Raw genomic sequence first — 16,096 nt, 5'->3', positions numbered from 1 at the left:
GGGGTGCAGACGGTGGCGGCGCATGAGGAGTTGTCGATCCGGATGCCGGGGCGGCATACGGGGCCCAAGTACATGATGGCGGCGTTGCAGATGATCGCTCATGAGTCTCCGGAGGGGTATTTCCCTGCTGCGGCCGGGGCTCGTCATGTGTTGCACGAGGAGGGGATCGAGACCGCGATGCCGTTGTGCGCGCTCGGTGAGGTGGAGGACGAAGAGGCCGAGGACGGGGAGGGCGCCGGGGCCTGAGCGTCCGGAAGGTACCGGAGGGGCCGGCTCACCCGAGAAAGACGCACCCTCACGTCGCCGGGACCATCGCGGACCGTCCGCTGCGGCGTGCCGTGGGACCACGTCCGGGTGCCGGACCACGCCGCGCAACGCGGAATGTCGTCGGGGACGTGAGAACGCCCCCGCGACCGGTGGTCGCGAGGGCGGCGGGTTCAGCGGTGGTTCACGGAGTCCTTGAGGCCCTTGCCGGCCTTGAAGGAGGGCACCTTGGACGCGGGGATCTTGATCTCCTCGCCGGTCTGGGGGTTGCGGCCGGTGCGGGCGGCGCGCTCGGAGACGGAGAAGGTGCCGAATCCGACCAGGGCCACGTCGTCGCCCTGCTGCAGGGCCTGGGTCGTCGCTCCGATGAAGGCGTCCAGCGCCTTGGTGGCGTCGGCCTTGGACAGGCCGGTCTCGGTCGCGATGCTGTCGATGAGCTCGTTCTTTCGCATGGTCCACCTCTCTACCGGTCCGCGGAGCCCTCGTGTCGGCGACACGCCCGGAAATGAGCGCGGAGTGACCAGCGCGACCCCTTGCGATGCGACAAGTGGTGCGTCTCGGGCATGGTGGCACCCCGGCCGGGGCAGACCGGAGGCGGAGCCCGAGGACGCCGGACGTGGTCCTCTCCTCGTCCGCTCTCCCGGCCGCTCCGGTCCGGAGGAGCGACCGCCCGGCCCGGTCATGCCACCGACGGCCCGACCGGGTCGGACTTCCCCGAGGCCGCGACGGACCCGGGGCGTCGCGGCCTCGCCGGCCTCACCTGCTGAGGAGTTCGGCGAAGAACTCGTGCAACATCGCTCCGGCCGCTTTCTCATCGAGGAACTCGGTCCCGCCGAAACGGTAGACCTCGTACCCCCGCAATCGGAGTTCTCGGTCTTCGCGCACTATTTGCGCGTACAGGTCGTCGGAGGCGACCCCGTCGTGGGCGTAGTGGTGCCGACCGTCCAGTTCCAGAACGTAGCGGCGGCCCCCCGGCGCCAGGAGGAGAAAATCCATGCGTGGCCGCTCCAGCTGTTTTCCCTCCGTCCGCCGGATCCTCTGATTGCGGATCAGGGGATCGTAGTGCAGGTACACGTGCGGAAGGAGTGCGGGGAGTTCGTGGAAATTGCGCGTGGTGCAGAATTCCCAGTAAGCGCGGAACAGCACGTCCTCGGTTTCGGTGATGCCTTCCCTGAGCCGATCACGCAGATTCTTCCGTAACGCTCGGGTGGGTATCTCGTAATTTCCGTCACGCAGCTTCCACCACTGCATCACTTGTTCCCAGGTCAGGCCCGAGGCGTCCACGGGAAGGTCGTAGAGCAGGCAGTGCTCTTTGTTCCTCGTGATCTCGATCGTGCCCCCCGCGTGTGTGTGCCACACGATCTCCGGCTCGCGCCTGGCCGCGAAGATGAGGTTCCGTAGGTCTCCTCGGAGTCCCCGTATCCCGCCCCCGCCCTGGATTCGATCGCGTCGGTCCAAGGCTCGTTGGATGGGGGCGAACACGGCCGAGGCCCCTCCGGTGTGGGGGGCCTGTTCAGCGGATCGCAGGTCCGTGTAGCCGTTCTTGTCGAAAAAGAGAATCCCCCCGTCGTCGATCCCCAAACGCCGAAGAACGGTCCTCAGGCAGCGAATCACGGTTCCGGTGTCCGCGTTGTCCAGAAGTCCCTCGTCGTGGTGGGACTCGGGCAGGTCATCGATGAGCAGGTACATGAGGGTGATGGCGGCGTCGTCGTCGTCGACCCCCGAGGCGGTCCCTCTCCTGATGGAGTCGATCCGCTGGTGGTCCAGTCTCCGCCTGTTCCAGGAGTGGTCATCACCTTCGACGACGAACAAATCATCATGGCGCATTCTCTGTCACCTCGTGTCCCGGGAGTGAGGGGTGCTTCGTTCGTGTCGTCGATCGTCGAGCGGGTTCATGTCGGACGTCACTCAAATACCACAACTCTTGTAAAGTATTCGTCTGACATCGAGATTGCCGACGGTCACAGAAGGCCGTTTCGGAGGAAATCGACGTCACACGTCCCGCAAGAACCTCCAACAGGAACGAAAGAGACACGCGGTCCTTTTCCGGCGATGCGGTGCGCCGCGTCGGAAACGCTATCGATCGACCACGTGCCGACGGGACGAGGCGTTGCCGATCTCGGACCGCGCACCCACGGTGCGCACCACGCGGGAGTCGCGTGTGAGGGTCGGCCACCACGGCCCGACCGTCCGTGGGCACGCGCAACGCACGTGGCGGCTCGATGCACCCGGGCCCTTCCCCGCGGCGTCGCCGCGGTGCCGAGAGAGCGCGGACGGCCGGGCGCGGTGCGTCGCACCGTCTGGTCGCACCCGCACGGCGTCACCGGGGCCGACCGGACGACGCTCGCGCACGCCGGCTCCACGGCCCGCCCCGAATCCGGGTTCTCACACCGGGGGGCGGAGCCGCCCCCGGGCAACGGGTCTTCCCCGCCGGTTCGGTGCGGCGGTGACACATCCGCCACGGTCCCTCTCCCGGCAGCGAGAGAGGGACCGCCCGGCTCCGACCCGGCCTCTCTATCCGGCGAGGTCGAGAACGATCTTGCCCACGTGGGCCCGTGAGGCGAGTTCGGCCTGGGCGCGGTGGACCTCGACCAGCGGGTACCTCGCCGCGATCACGGGGGCGACCCCGCCCCGGCGGGCGATGTCCACCAGCAGGTCGAAGTGCGCCGGCGTGTGCATGGACGACCCGATGAGGGCCCTGTTGTGCAGGTACAGCCGTCGGATGTCGAAGGCGGCCCCGTGGCCTCCCAGCGCACCGGCGACGATCCATCGACCACCCTCGCGCAGGTGGGGGAGCCCGTGCTCCACGAGGTCACCCGCGACGACATCGAGCACGGCGTCGACACCCTCCGGAGCGTGTGCGCGCAGCTCCGGCCAGACCCGCCCGCCGCGGACGAGGGTCGCGTCGGCGCCGGCGGCCCGCACCGCGGACACTTTCCCGGCGCTGGTGAGGGCGATCACTCTCGCTCCACGCTCACGAGCGAGTTGCACCAGAGCCAGGCCGACCCCGCCGGAGGCCCCCGTCACCAGAACGGTCTCTCCCCGGCGCACGCCGCCGCGCTCCAGCATGCCCAGCGCCGTACCGTAGGCGGTCGGCAGGGTGGCCAGCTCCGCGTCGGTCAGATTCGCATTCTCCATCGAATGGACCCGGTCGGCCGCGACGAGGGTGTACTCGGCGTAGCCGCCGTCCCGTTCGCTTCCCAGGAGACCGACGGGATGCGCATGAGGTCCCGTGCCGCCGTAGAGCGCCGGATCGACGAGAACGCGGGAGCCGACCAACGCGGGGTCCACGCCGGGGCCCACCTGCGCGACGTCGCCCACGATGTCCGCCCCCTGCACACGGGGGAACTCGACCCTGCCCCGCCACCCGGCCTTGGCGTGCGGGTCCTCCGGGAGGCCGTAGGCACCCTCGCGCGTCCACAGGTCGGTGTTGTTCAGGGCCGCCGCGCTCACGCGCACCAGCACCTGGCCGCTCTCGGGGGTGGGCAGGGGGAGTTCCACGAGTTCCAGAGCCTCGGGGCCTCCGTGTCGGGTGAGTCGGGCGGCGCGCATCGTCCTCGGAAGGGTCCGCATCTCACACCCTCCTTCCTATACTGACCTGTAAAACCTCGTCGACGTAGGGTACACAAGTCTGTGAATCATCGAACGGCGCTCGACCCCGAGACGCTCACGCCCTCGGCGCGCAGGATCCTCATCACGGCGGCCGCGTTGTTCTACGACAACGGCATCGCCGCCGTGGGCGTCGATCGCATCGCGGCCGATTCCGGAGTCACCAAGCGCACGCTCTACAACCGCTTCGGTTCGAAGGAGACCCTGGTCGCCACCTACCTGCTGGAGCGCGACCGCCGATGGCGTGCCCTGGTCGAACGCCGGGTCCACCGGAGTGCGCGTGCGACCGAACGTCTCCTCGCGCCCTTCGAGGCCCTGGGCGAGTGGACGGTGCAGCACCCTCGGGGGTGTGCGTTCGTCAACGCCCTGGCCGAACTCCCGGACCCCGCTCACCCCGCCCACCGGGTCATCATCGAGGAGAAACAGTGGCTCCGTGCGCTGTTCGAGCAGGCGGCCGAGGAGGCGGGCGCCGAGCGTCCCGACCTCCTGGCCGCGCGCCTCTACTTCGTCCATGAGGGCGCCCTGACCGCACAGGCCACCGCACCGGATCTCGACGCGGTCGAGATCGCCACCGACCTGGCCCACCTCCTGGTGCGCACCGCGGTCTGAGTGGCCGGTGCGAGTTCCCCGCTCACGGAGGTGAGGGGCAGGTGTTCGGGCACAGCGGCCCGGGTTCGGCTCCGGCCCCGAAGGGCGGCCGCGTCGAACGCCGGCCCACCCGCCCTTCGGGACGCTTCACCCCCGCGAGGTGTCCTGCTCGCCCAGCCCCGACAACAGACGGTGGTAGAGCCCACCCGAGGTCATGCCACCGTCCACGACCAACTCCGTCCCGGTGACGTAGCGCGAGGCGTCCGACAGCAGGAACAGCACGGCGTCGGTGATCTCCCCGGGAGCCCCCACACGCCCGGCGGGGACCGAACGCAGGCTCTCGTCCACGAACTCCGGAGCCCCCGACCACAGAAGCGGGGTGTCCACGAGACCCGGATGCAGGGAGTTCACCCGCACACCCCAGGGCGCGAACTCCAGGGCCCCGGTCTTGCTGATCCCCCGGACTCCCCACTTGCTCGCCGCGTAGGCGGCGGCGAAGTAGCCGGTCATTCCGGCGATGGAGGACACGTTCACCACGGAGGCGGTGTCGGCGCCCTTCAACAGGGGAGCGAGGTACTTCATGCCATAGAAGACACCGGACAGGTTGATGTCGAGTACCCGGTGCCAGTCCTCGTCGGCGGTGTCGACGATGCCGTAGCGGTGGCTCACCCCCGCGTTGTTCACCAGACCGTGGACCACGCCGGGCCCGTCGGTGAGCGCATCGCGCAGGTCCGCCCAGGCCGAGGGGTCGGTCACGTCCAAGTGAAAGAACGTGGCCCGGCCACCGTCGTCCGTCAGCGTCCGGGCGAGTGCGCGACCGGCTTCCTCGGCGACGTCGGCGATCCACACGTGGCCGCCGCGCGCGGCCAGTTCCGTGGCCTCGGCCCGGCCCATGCCCGTGGCCGCGCCCGTGACGACGATGGTGCGGTCCCGTAGTCCGTGGTGGTCCATGCTCACTCCCTCAGTCGATGCGCAGTTCGGAGCCGCGTGTCTCGGTCACGAAGAAGACGGCCACCAGCGTGATCAGGGCGGTGAGGACGAAGTAGCCCGCCGGGGCGAGGTTGTTGCCGGTCACACTGATCAACCAGGTGGCGATGAAGGGCGCGGTTCCGCCCAGAAGGGTGTTGGTCACGTTGTTGCCCAGGGCGATGCCGCTGTAGCGGGTGGAGGCGCTGAGCATCTCCGCGTAGGTGACGAAGGAGGCGCCGTTGACCACCGACACGAGCACGAAGAGCACGGACTGACCGGCGAAGGCCGCCCAGGCGGGCCCGGCCGACATCATCATGAACATCGGCACGCCCAGGACGGCGGCTCCCGCGCTACCGATGAGCAGGACCTTCTTACGCCCGATGGTGTCCGCCAGATAGCCCGACAGGGGCAGGGTCAGCGCCCCGAGCACCATGGCCACCGAGGTCGAGGCGAAGGCCACCTGGGAGGAGTGGCCCGCCGTGGTCTGCAGATAGGTGGCCGCGTACACCGACACGATGTAGTACCCGCCGGTGATGACGGCGCCCAGACAGATGATCTTCACGACCGACCGCCAGTTCGTGACCAGGAGGTCGCGTACGGGGACCTTCTTGGTCTCTCCCTGGGCGCTGAGCTCCTTGAACTGAGGGGTGTCGTCGAGGTGGCTGCGGATGTACAGACCGATGACACCGATCGGCAGACTCAACAGGAATGGGATGCGCCACGCCCAGTCCAGGATCTGCTGCTCGGTGAAGACGGAGGTGGCCGCCAGCGCGACCAGGGCCGCGAAGAGGGAGCCGAAGTACGTCCCGGAGTTCACCAGGGAGGTCTGGGTGGCGCGCCAGCGCGCCGGCGCCGACTCCGCGACGAAGGCGTTGGCCCCGCCCAGCTCACCACCGGCCGCGAACCCCTGGACGCAGCGACAGAAGACGAGCATGCTCGTCGCCCACATGCCCAGCGTGTAGTAGTTCGGCAGGAGACCGATCAGCGCCGTGGCCAGCACCATCAGCAGGATGGTCCAGGACAGTGCCTGCTTGCGCCCGTACTTGTCCCCGATGTGTCCGAAGAAGATCCCACCGGGAACCCGCATGAAGAAGGCGACCGCGAAGGCGGCGAAGGTGCCCAGCATGGCGGCGGTCGGATCGTCGGACACGAAGAACAGGGCCGCCACGAACGTGGCCATGTACCCGTAGATGCCGAAGTCGTAGTACTCCACGACGGTTCCGAGCACCGCGGCGCGGATGACCTTCAGGCGCGAGCGGAAGGCGCCGGGATCCGGGGCCTCCGTGGATGCCCGGTCAGGCTGTGGGTCCAGTGACATGCTGCCTCCTAGCGGCAGGTCGGGCCGGGATCGAACGCCGCGGCCCTGATGAATCGGGGGATCCGGGTCAGAGCCCGGCGGCCGCCTCGAGGCCGGCGATGCGCCCCATGGTGACGGCGTTGGAGACGGCGTTGCCGCCGCCGACGTAGCGGGGTCCGAGGACCCCGGCACCGGCCTCTCCCGCGGCGAAGAGGCCGTCGATGGTCCGGCCCGTGCGGTCGCGGACGGCCGCGCGGCCGTCCACGGCCAGTCCCGCGTGGGTGCACACGAGTTCGGTCGGCAGGTACCGGGCCGCGTAGTACGGACCGGAGTCGATGGGGTCGGGCGGGGTGGTCGACCCCTTGTCCCGCAGGGTGCGGTGGCGCAGGAACACCGGATCCCGTCCGTGCGGCAGTTGGTCGTTCCAGGTCCGCACCGTGGCGACCAGGGCCTGCTCCGGAACCTCCATCATGCGCGCCAGCTCCTCCACCGTGTCGGCGCGGAGCGTGCGACCCGCGTCGGCCTCCTCACTGATGCGGGCGGGCGCCCAGTCGGAGTAACCGGCGGTCAGGGAGGTCCGCGCCCGTTCGTCGAACACACACCAGACCCGACCGCCCCGGGCGTCGATGATGCCGGTGGAGACCGCGTAGGAGGCGTCCTCGTCCATGAAGCGCAGCCCGTGGTCGTCCACGTGGACGCGTGACAGCGGAGGAAAGCCGGACTGCCAGTGATGCTGCCGCTGGAAGTACACGGTGGGCAGGATCAGGCCCCAGCCCGCCCCGGTCACCGAAGCCCCCACCTGGTCGGCGAAGCGCAGGTGGTCACCCCGGCCGCCCTCGGCGGCGACGACGAACCCGTCCGCGCCCGAGTTCAGCGCGTCCGGGTAGTACCGCTCCAGAAGGGCCGGGTCGTGGGAGAAGCCGCCGGTGGTGACCACGACGGCCGCGGCACGCACCTCGATGCCGTCCGCGACCGCGCCGACCACGCGTCCGTCCTCGTGCAGCAGGCGCTCGACCCGCGTGTTCAGGACGACCTCCACACCCCGCTCCCGACAGGCGGCGGCCAGGGCGCACACCAGCCCGTACCCCTGATCCTTCGGCACGTGGCCCCGCCAGACGTCCTCCACCCCGGCCCGGGTCAGGCCGGGCATGTGGGCGTGGGTGGAGATCCGGGCGGGGAACTCGACGCCGAGCCCGATGAGCCAGTCGAGCGTCGGACCGCTCTGGCGGCAGAACACCTCGATGAGCCCCGGCTCCAGCATCCACTGGTTGAGGTCCATGTAGTGCTGGTAGAAGCGCTCCGGGGAGTCCTGGACACCGAGCGACCTCTGGACACTCGTGCCGGCGGCGGTGAACAGGCCCGCCGACAGTCGCGTCGATCCGCCGAGTTCGGTCTCGGATTCGAACAGCAGCACCCTGGCGCCCCGTTCGGCGGCGCTCGCCGCGGCCGCCAACCCGGCACCGCCGCCACCGATCACGATGACGTCGTGCTCACCGACCTCAGACATGGCGCGACCCTCCGTCCACGGCGATGCTGTGACCCGTCACGTACCGGCTGCTGTCGGAGAGCAGGAAGAGCAGCACCCCGACGACCTCCTCGGGCGATCCCACCCGGTGCAGCGGTACACGGTCCAGCGCCGCCGCGAGCGCCTCGGGGTCGTCCTGCAGCCAGCGGGTCATCTCGGTGTCGATGAAACCGGGGGCGATGGAGTTGACCCGGATGCCCCGGTCCCCGAGCTCGACCGCCAGCGACTCCGACAGGTGGGCCACCGCGGCCTTGGACGCGCAGTACGCCGCGCGCCCCTTGCGCACGCGTACCGCGGAGATCGAGGACATGTTCACGATGGCCGCGCCCGGGCGCATGTGCCGGGCGGCGGCCTGCGCTCCGTGGAGGACCCCCTGCACGTTGACGTCGAGCACCGCGCTCATCTGGCCGGTGTCGATCTCGCCGACCAGGCCGAACGGGAAGATCCCGGCGTTGTTCACCCAGGAGTCGAGGGAGCCGAACTCGGCGAGGGCGACGCGGGCCAGTTCGTCGTGCTGCTCGGGGACGGTCACGTCGACGCGGCGGGCCAGGACCCTGCCAGGGGTCGCGACGAGCGCATGCGTGGCCACGTGCCGGTTGACCTCCTCGGCGGTCGTCTTCATGTCCGCGTCGTTGATGTCCGCGGCGACGACGTTGACGCCCCGCGCGGCGAGAGCGCCGGTGAAGGCGCGGCCCATGCCCCGGGCGGCTCCGGTGACCACCGCCGTGGTGCCGAGCAGTTCGGGATACCGGGCGGTCACCGGCCGGTCGTCGACGCGTGCGGGGCCGGTGCCCTCGTGCTGGGTCATCGCGGGTTCCTTTCAGGAAGTGGGCGTGGGGTTCGGTGGTGCGTGGTGGGCCTCATGCGGGGGAGTCGTCGCGGCGCACCTCGCGCCTGGCGACCGACCACCGCCCCTCCGAGACCACGAGGTGATCGAGCAGGGTGGTCATGCGCAGGATGCGGGTCGCCCCGCCGACCTCCGTGGCCAGGACCTGCAGGTAGGCCTCGACGATGACCCCGTCGGCGGGCGTCTCCTCCTCGGGGCGCACCCAGACGTTGGTGACCACGTGGCGGTGGACCTCCCCCTGCTCGGTAGCCCGCCGATGGAACCCGGCCGCGAAGTCGGTCAGGTCCGCGGACCCGACGACGGGCGCCGGATAGGTGGGGGAGTGGAACGCACCGCCCGCGGTGAAGGTGCCGGCCCACTCCTCGGCGCGACCGGAGTCGATGAGGTGCGACTGCCGCGCGTAGAACTGGTGGATGTGGAAGATCGTCGAGGCGTCCATGGATCTCCGGTGTGCTATAATCGCACGCGGTGTGCAATTAAAGGTTAACGTAAGTGTCATACGTCACTGGCGTCAAGAGGTGACGTGTGTGCGCCATCGAAAGGAAGCGCATGTCGCCGGCCTCGGAAGACCGCCCCGACACCAAGACGTCGAAGACGCTCCACAACGGCATCGAGGTGCTGGAACTCCTCTCGCGCCACCCCCACGGCCTGACGGTCTCCGAGATCGCCCAAGGGGTGGGGGTCCACCGGACGGTCGCCCATCGGCTGATCCGCACCCTCGAAGAGCACCGGCTGTGTGCCCGCGACCGTTCCAAGCGCGTCACGCTCGGGCCCGGCCTGGTGGCGTTGGCCGAGTCCGTCGAGGCCGACCTGCGCGCCGTCGCCGGGCCCGTCCTGGCGGAGCTGGCGGAGGCTCAGGGCGCCACGGCGCACCTGGTCGTGCCCGAGGGGGAGTCCGAGGCCAGGGCCCTCATGGTGGTCGCGCCGCGCGGTGCGCACACGCACATCGCCTTCCGGGCCGGTCGCGTCGACCCCGTGGACCAGGGCTCGGCGGGGCTGGCCCTGCTCTCGGCGATGCCGCCGCGCGACGACGAGCGGGACGAGGTGACCCGCGCTCGGAGCTGCGGCTACGCCGTCTCCCACGGTGAGGTCACCCATGCGGTGACCGGCATCTCCGCCCCCGTCGTCGGTCGCCGGGCAACGCCCGTGGCCGCGGTGGGGCTCTCGGTTCTGGAACTGCGCGACACCGAGGCGATCGGCCGCGCGGTGGCGGAGGCCGCGCGGCGTCTGGCCGCGCTGTTGCCCCTGTCCTGAGGCGCGGGGCATCACCGGCCCGAGGGATCGGGGCCTGGAGCGTGGTCGGTGGTCGCGGCGGTGACACGACCGGCCCGCACGGCGTGCGCGTGAGCGGTCCGCCGCGCGCGAGCGAGCGCGATCCCCTCGTGTGGCCTCGGCGCTGCCCCCGCGCGGCGCCGGCCCGGAGACCGTGTACGCCGCGCGCCCTCGCGGACGCCGGTGACTAGGCGCCGTAGCGCGCGACGATCGTCCGTACGGCCTCCTCGATCGCCAGGCTCGTGTCCTTTGCGTCGATCGACCAGCCGGCGTGGACGAGCCGGGGCCAGAAGATCGCGCTCGCGATCATGCCGAGGAATTGAGTGGCGGCGATGTCGGTCGAATCCGCCCGCACGGACCCGGCCTCCTGCTCGACGCGCAGGTAATGACGGAGAGCGGCGAGAGCGGGGAGCGTCCCGAAATCGAAGGCGCGCTCGCGCAATTCGGGAAAACGGGGAGACTCGGCGATCACGAGCCGGATCAGGGCGATCGTGCGAGGCTGTGCGAGCACCTCGGCGTACTCCCGACCCAGGGTCGAGAGGCCGGAGTGGAGGTCACCGGGCGGGGGAACGGTGGCGTTCCTCCCGGGTGTGCGGCCCACTTCCAGAACGGTCGCCTCGAACAACAACGCCTTGGTCGGGAATTGCTTGAACAACGTCGCCTTGGACACGCCCGCGTTCCGGGCGATGTGTGCGAGCGAGGTCCTGTCGTAACCGTTCTCGGGAAACAGTTCCGTGGCCGCGGCGAGGATGGCCGAGCGATTCCGGTCGGCCACGCGTCGGTGGTATTCGGGGATCGCGCGAGACATGGAGACCAGTCTGCCACAGAGGTGAGACCCTTGACTCACCACTGACGTGTCCCTAGCCTGATGAAAGATGAGTCGATCGACTCACCTCAGGGTGAAGGAGCGATCCCATGCACGACACCACACCCCGCACGGCCGAGGGCAAGGTGCTGTGGCACTTCTCGATGTCGCTGGACGGGTACGTCGCCGGCCCGGGTCACCGCATGGACTGGATGCCCGAGGCGACCAACCGCCCGGGCCTGGTCGAGGAGTACGTGCGCACGACCGGAGCGATCCTCGGAGGACGCGACGGATGGGATCTGTTCCCTGACCCGGGCGCCGTGTACGGCGGCGCCTGGAGTGGGCCGATCTTCGTGCTCACGCACCACCCCGAGGACGCCGAGCCGGCCGACGGGGTGAGGTTCCTCGACTGCGACGTCGCCGAAGCGGTGGACATCGCCCGGCGCGCCGCAGCAGGTAAGAACGTCGAGGTCCTGTCCCCGACGGTCGGCCGTCAACTCCTCGCACGCGGCCTCCTCGACGAGATCGACCTGCACGTCTTGCCCGTGCTGCTCGGCGACGGGGTGCGGTTGTACGACGACCCGGGCGGGTCACCTGTGCCACTGGAGCTGGTGAACGGCGATCCGGTCGAGGAGTTCAACGTGCGCTATCGGGCGGTCGCACGCACGGGCGTGTGAAAGCCCGACCCGCGCGGACCCGCCACGCAAGTGCGCGGACGCGCGGCCGGGACCCCGGCCGGACCGCGACGCGGCGCCGCATCGGGGCCTTGGACAGGAACGACCGTTCCCGGTGTGAGGTGCCGTGCCGGCGCGACGCGGGGAGGCGGTTCCGGTGCGCGAGGGCACGGCGGTGCCCCTGGGCCGGCTCTCGGGCCTGGGCGCGCACGATCGCGCCCCGAGAGCGGGTCCACGGAGGACGGTTCCGCGGACCCGGCTCTCGGGCACGGGTGCGGGTCGGACCGCGTGTGGACCTTCGCCGTCGAGCGAAAGGGGTCCGACCCGGAGGGCGGCCTGTGACGTGGCCCGGCCCACCCGACACCGCGTCTACAACACGCCCGCGGCCGGCCGAGCGACCTCGTCGAGGGCGTCCGTCGTCGGGTGCGGGATCAGCTCGTCCACGCCGAGGTCGGTGAAGGCCCGCACCACCTCCCTGACCCCGTAGGCGCGGACGGCGCCGCGATGGTCGGCTCCGAAGGATTCTCGCGACTCTATGAGAGCTTCCGCGTCCAGTGTCAGGACTCTCGATCGTGAGTTCCGTCCACCACAACGCGCCACTCTCCGTCGAAGGTCCTCGGTGACCGGGCGAGCGCTGCAGGACCCGGCGGATCACACACGTCGCCGTCTACAGGGGCATCTCCCGCGCCTGTGCGTCGAAGTGAGTCGACCACTGCCTCGGTCAGGGCGGGCTCGACCCGCGAGACCGGACATCAACGCCGCATCACCAGTCGACCGCAACGGAGGTGGAGGTCGTGGCCCGGATCGAGCACCTACCTCGACCACCGGAGGTCCACAGGCCCCGCGGCGAGACGAGCCCTGAGACACGCGAGATCACCGCCTGCCGGTCCGTTCACACGGTGCATGTCGACGTGAAGAAGTCCGGTCGTGTCCCTGACGGAATCGGTCGGTGGGGCGGCGACCAAGCCTGAGGAACCGAACGGCACCAGCGGAGTAGACCGCACGGGAAGTGACACAAGGAGAAAGCGGTGAGATACGACCGGCTCCTCAACGGGGAGTGATTCCACGTTCGCGAATGGGCCTCGGACGATGAACGCTCGGCCGCCCTCGGAATTCCGAGCATCCACTACGACTTTCATCGTCTCCACGGCGCAGTCCGGGGAAGCCCAACGGCCTCGGGGGTGCGGGGCGGCGTCACCAACGTTATGACCCCGTACCTCTAGTAATAGCCTTTCGTGCCGTCGAACAGCTCCCGGACGATGTCCGCGTGGCCGGCGTGCCGTCCCGTCTCTTCGACCAGGTGGATCAGCATCCAGCGGAGGTTGGCTTGGGCCGAACGGAACCCGGGGTGGCGGCCGATGTCGTCCAGGGAGGCCGCACGCGCGATCTCGTCACTGCGGGCGCACTGTGACTCGTAAGCGCCGAGGAGCTCGGCCAGTGAACGGCCCTCCGTGTGCCAGTCGGGGTCCCCGCCGGACCGGTCGAACGAGGGGTTCGAGGTCTCGTCGCCACCGAGGAACAGCACCTCCATCCACATGTGCTCGGTCCAACGCATGTGGGAGATAAGGCCCGCCATCGTCATCGCCGGGGAGGTCGGCACGACCACGCGATGAGCGTCGTCATCGTGCAGTCCTTCGCATTTCCAGCGCAGGATCTTTCGCTGCAGGTCCAGCCGGCCGAGGAGTGCGGTGCGTTCGTCCGCCTGGAACGGGGGGCGTTGCAGTTCCGGTGCCATGTCGGCACGGTAACCCGGCGGTCGGGAGAGCGCATCGAATTTTTCGGGACGGTGGCGACGCGAGCGCCGCACACAGGCGCACCCTGACCCGATTCCTGGTGGCCGTGCGGATGCGGGTCGGGGCGTTCACCGTGTCCGGGTGCGAAGTCCAGGGGAGTCCGCCGCGCGGGGCGCCCGACCCCGGCCCGGATCGCCCTCCCCACGGGGAACGGACCCCTCGCCGCTCCTCCCTCCCCGGCACGGGGTTCCGCGGAAGTGTGTCCGTGACCCGTCGACGGGTCACGGACACACTCCTCATCGCGTTCGGCTCACCACCATGGCCCGCCGGTGGCCACCTCACGCGCCCCCGCCATCGAAGCCACCCGCCGTGATGGGGCCGATCGCACCGGGTGCGTCGGCCTGACCCACGGCGCTCCGTCGGTAGCGCGAGCCGCGACCTGAACGCCGTGCGTCGCCGGGGGAGGGACCTGACTGCTCGGGGCGGATGAAGTACAGAGTGCGGGTGGCCGGAAACGTGAAGGCCTCGCTCATGGTGACGATGTCCCAGACGCCCCCGGGCAGCTCCGTGTGGGCGATGACCTTCTCGGGCTCCTCGTGGGGCCTCTCGCTGTTGAACAGGAGGTCCCCGTGCCTGACCTCGAAGGGGAGCCCGCTGTGCGTGTACTCGCGCACGAACGTGGGGTCGACGGGGGGACCGGGGCGCGCGGCCGGAGCCGAGGGGCGTTCGGGGATCGCCGGTGCGGGGCGCACCTTCTCGTCCTCGGAGCCGTGGTCGGGCCGCCGGGAGAGGGGGTCCTGATCCGCGGCATCCGATGTCGGGCCCAGATCGTCGTCGAGCGTGCGGGCGTGTTCGGCCACCATCGCCGCCAGGATCCGCGTGGCGTCGAGTTCGACGCGCCTTTGTTGGCGCGAACCGTCGGGTGCGGAGCCGGCGGAGTGCGTGGCCAGGGCCTGGGCGGTGCGGCTCACCAGGCGGTCCAGTTCCTCCCGAAGCCGCTCGCGGTGCTGGGGGGACAGACGGGGGTCGGTGGCCACACGGGCCTCCTCTCGGCGGGCGGAACCTCCACGCGCTGGGAAAAGAATAGCGATCGAGGTGGGACGGGGACGAGGGAATGCGCCTGCGAGCCGAGACCGGGAGTTCCGGTGCGTCCTCCAGGGGGTGACCTGTTCGGCGCGCGGGTACCGCCCCGGCGCCGTCCGCCGGGGTCTCAGCCGGATCCCGGGTCCGTTGCCCCCTCCTGTCCTGGGCCGCCTCGCGGTAGCGGGGACAGGTGGAGATGGACGTTCACGCGTCCGGCCTGGAGGACCATGCCCCGTACGTCGCCGTGAATCTCGTTGCGCGTTCCCGACGCCGTGGCTCTCTCCGGCGGTCGCGGGGGTGGTGCGGCGGGCCGGATACGGTCCCTTGCCCGTTTCATCATCCGCAGGAGAAGGAGGGCGGACCCTGTCGCGAGGGTGCAGGTGAAGTGGCCCACCGCGAGGGCCAGGAGGTGGGCGAGCAGTTGCCTCGGGCCGAGGAAGGGGAGCGGTGGGTCGGGATCGCGGGCGGCGTCGGGCAGGGGTGAGGGCTCCGCGACGTGGGGCACCCAGGACGCCGACGGCGATGTCGAGGATCTTCGCTGTGCCCTATCTCGGTGCTCGGAACGCGGCCGTGGCCGTGCCACGGGTTCGCTTCCCTCGCGTGGAGGGATCGGGCCGGTACCGGGGATCCCGTGCCCTCGCCCGTCGTGGTGCGGAGCCTGCGGTGTCGGCCGAGTCGGTGGGCCGACACCGCAGGACGTGAGGCGTGGAGCCGGGGCGCCGGATCAGACGCGGTCGACCACGACCCGACCGTCGGCGGCGCGCTGACCGGCCGCGCCGCTCCCGTAGTAGGCCTCGACCCGCGCGCGCTCGGCGGCGTTGGGCTCGGCGTTGGTGCAGTCCACCCCGCCGGTCGACCCCGACATGAGGGACGAGCACGGGCCCGGCTTGGTGTCGGGCAGCCCCAGGCTGTGGCCCAGTTCGTGGGCGGCGATACGCACGGGGTCGTGCCCCTCGGCGGTGCCCTGGCGGCCCATCCAGACGGTGACCTGACCGCCCGGGCGCACCGGACCCAGGTGGGCCCGCGGCCACCCGTCGTCGGCGATGATCCGGATCTCCGCGCGCTGCCCGGCGGGGGCCGGTTCCAGACGCACGTTGTCCACGCTCGCGTTCCACACGTCCACGGCCGCGGAGACGTCGTCGATGTACTCCGCGGCCTGGCCGGAGTCGTAGTAGAGGGTGGTCTGTCGCAGGGCCTGGGACCGCTCCGCCGATTCCGCGGCGGCCGTCGCGGTGGTACCCACCAGCGTCAGCGACAGGGTGCTCAGGGCGATCAGCAGAGGTGTGAGGATGCGTCTCAGCAAGGGGTCTCCCGGGGGTGGGGGCGCCGATATGCGGTGACCCGTTGGGGTCGGCCCGATGCTATGTGTAGTGACGTAGCCCCACAAGACGTGCAGAACGCCTAATTGGGGCACCGAGTACCGAACAGGG

15 protein-coding genes and 1 pseudogene are annotated in these 16,096 nt (G+C 70.3%); 4 read left to right on the top strand and 12 right to left on the bottom strand.

Features of this window, described 5'->3' with window-relative positions; all coding sequences use genetic code 11:
• Positions 1 to 246: pseudogene (locus DSY14_RS13265) on the top strand (hypothetical protein); the annotation flags it as partial.
• A 191-nt stretch (positions 247 to 437) separates the two neighbouring features.
• Here the strand turns inward: DSY14_RS13265 and DSY14_RS29210 are convergent.
• The 3 genes from DSY14_RS29210 to DSY14_RS13250 all read right to left on the bottom strand — a co-directional run bounded on the left by DSY14_RS29210 (position 438) and on the right by DSY14_RS13250 (position 3,837).
• On the bottom strand, positions 438 to 947 hold the full coding sequence (locus DSY14_RS29210; RefSeq protein ID WP_283091622.1) for an HU family DNA-binding protein: 510 nt from the start codon (positions 945 to 947) through the stop codon (positions 438 to 440).
• 73 nt (positions 948 to 1,020) lie between these two features.
• On the bottom strand, positions 1,021 to 2,091 hold the full coding sequence (locus DSY14_RS13255) for a hypothetical protein (protein ID WP_211716837.1): 1,071 nt from the start codon (positions 2,089 to 2,091) through the stop codon (positions 1,021 to 1,023).
• 687 nt (positions 2,092 to 2,778) lie between these two features.
• Positions 2,779 to 3,837: a zinc-binding dehydrogenase gene (locus tag DSY14_RS13250; protein WP_211716836.1), complete on the bottom strand. Its 1,059-nt coding sequence runs from the start codon at positions 3,835 to 3,837 to the stop codon at positions 2,779 to 2,781.
• A gap of 60 nt (positions 3,838 to 3,897) precedes the next feature.
• On the opposite strand from DSY14_RS13250, the gene DSY14_RS13245 reads away from it, so the two are divergent.
• On the top strand, positions 3,898 to 4,482 hold the full coding sequence (locus DSY14_RS13245) for a TetR/AcrR family transcriptional regulator (protein ID WP_211716835.1): 585 nt from the start codon (positions 3,898 to 3,900) through the stop codon (positions 4,480 to 4,482).
• Between the two features lie 126 nt (positions 4,483 to 4,608).
• Here the strand turns inward: DSY14_RS13245 and DSY14_RS13240 are convergent, their stop codons facing one another.
• The 5 genes from DSY14_RS13240 to DSY14_RS13220 all read right to left on the bottom strand — a co-directional run bounded on the left by DSY14_RS13240 (position 4,609) and on the right by DSY14_RS13220 (position 9,538).
• Positions 4,609 to 5,412: an SDR family NAD(P)-dependent oxidoreductase gene (locus DSY14_RS13240; protein WP_211716834.1), complete on the bottom strand. Its 804-nt coding sequence runs from the start codon at positions 5,410 to 5,412 to the stop codon at positions 4,609 to 4,611.
• Between the two features lie 10 nt (positions 5,413 to 5,422).
• On the bottom strand, positions 5,423 to 6,748 hold the full coding sequence (locus DSY14_RS13235) for an MFS transporter (protein WP_211716833.1): 1,326 nt from the start codon (positions 6,746 to 6,748) through the stop codon (positions 5,423 to 5,425).
• Positions 6,749 to 6,815: 67 nt separating this feature from the next.
• Positions 6,816 to 8,234, bottom strand: a complete 1,419-nt coding sequence (locus DSY14_RS13230; protein ID WP_211716832.1) for an FAD-dependent oxidoreductase — start codon at positions 8,232 to 8,234, stop codon at positions 6,816 to 6,818.
• Positions 8,227 to 9,060: an SDR family NAD(P)-dependent oxidoreductase gene (locus DSY14_RS13225; RefSeq protein WP_211716831.1), complete on the bottom strand. Its 834-nt coding sequence runs from the start codon at positions 9,058 to 9,060 to the stop codon at positions 8,227 to 8,229. The genes DSY14_RS13230 and DSY14_RS13225 overlap by 8 nt, the downstream gene beginning before the upstream one ends.
• Before the next feature lie 52 nt (positions 9,061 to 9,112).
• Entirely contained in the window at positions 9,113 to 9,538 is a 426-nt protein-coding gene (locus DSY14_RS13220; RefSeq protein ID WP_211716830.1) for a nuclear transport factor 2 family protein, read from the bottom strand.
• Between the two features lie 110 nt (positions 9,539 to 9,648).
• On the opposite strand from DSY14_RS13220, the gene DSY14_RS13215 reads away from it, so the two are divergent.
• Positions 9,649 to 10,353, top strand: coding sequence for an IclR family transcriptional regulator (locus DSY14_RS13215; RefSeq protein WP_211716829.1), 705 nt, complete (start codon positions 9,649 to 9,651; stop codon positions 10,351 to 10,353).
• Positions 10,354 to 10,558: 205 nt separating this feature from the next.
• Here the strand turns inward: DSY14_RS13215 and DSY14_RS13210 are convergent, their stop codons facing one another.
• On the bottom strand, positions 10,559 to 11,179 hold the full coding sequence (locus DSY14_RS13210; RefSeq protein WP_211716828.1) for a TetR/AcrR family transcriptional regulator: 621 nt from the start codon (positions 11,177 to 11,179) through the stop codon (positions 10,559 to 10,561).
• Positions 11,180 to 11,286: 107 nt separating this feature from the next.
• Between DSY14_RS13210 and DSY14_RS13205 the strand changes: the two genes are divergently transcribed.
• Positions 11,287 to 11,853 carry a dihydrofolate reductase family protein gene (locus tag DSY14_RS13205; protein ID WP_211716827.1) on the top strand — a complete coding sequence of 189 codons (567 nt, stop codon included), beginning with the start codon at positions 11,287 to 11,289 and terminating at the stop codon, positions 11,851 to 11,853.
• Positions 11,854 to 13,069: 1,216 nt separating this feature from the next.
• Here DSY14_RS13205 and DSY14_RS13200 read toward each other — a convergent pair.
• The 3 genes from DSY14_RS13200 to DSY14_RS13190 all read right to left on the bottom strand — a co-directional run bounded on the left by DSY14_RS13200 (position 13,070) and on the right by DSY14_RS13190 (position 15,969).
• The gene (locus DSY14_RS13200; protein WP_211716826.1) at positions 13,070 to 13,585 is read right to left on the bottom strand and encodes a DinB family protein; all 516 of its coding nucleotides are present in this window, start codon (positions 13,583 to 13,585) and stop codon (positions 13,070 to 13,072) included.
• A 336-nt stretch (positions 13,586 to 13,921) separates the two neighbouring features.
• The gene (locus DSY14_RS13195) at positions 13,922 to 14,620 is read right to left on the bottom strand and encodes a hypothetical protein (protein ID WP_211716825.1); all 699 of its coding nucleotides are present in this window, start codon (positions 14,618 to 14,620) and stop codon (positions 13,922 to 13,924) included.
• A gap of 770 nt (positions 14,621 to 15,390) precedes the next feature.
• The gene (locus tag DSY14_RS13190; protein WP_211716824.1) at positions 15,391 to 15,969 is read right to left on the bottom strand and encodes a snapalysin family zinc-dependent metalloprotease; all 579 of its coding nucleotides are present in this window, start codon (positions 15,967 to 15,969) and stop codon (positions 15,391 to 15,393) included.
• Positions 15,970 to 16,096: the final 127 nt, after the last annotated feature.

It is taken from the genome of Nocardiopsis sp. MG754419 (genome assembly GCF_018207095.1).
Classification (GTDB): Bacteria; Actinomycetota; Actinomycetes; order Streptosporangiales; family Streptosporangiaceae; genus Nocardiopsis.
Note: the sequence above shows the minus strand (reverse complement) of the source record. Positions and strands in the feature narration are given on the sequence as shown.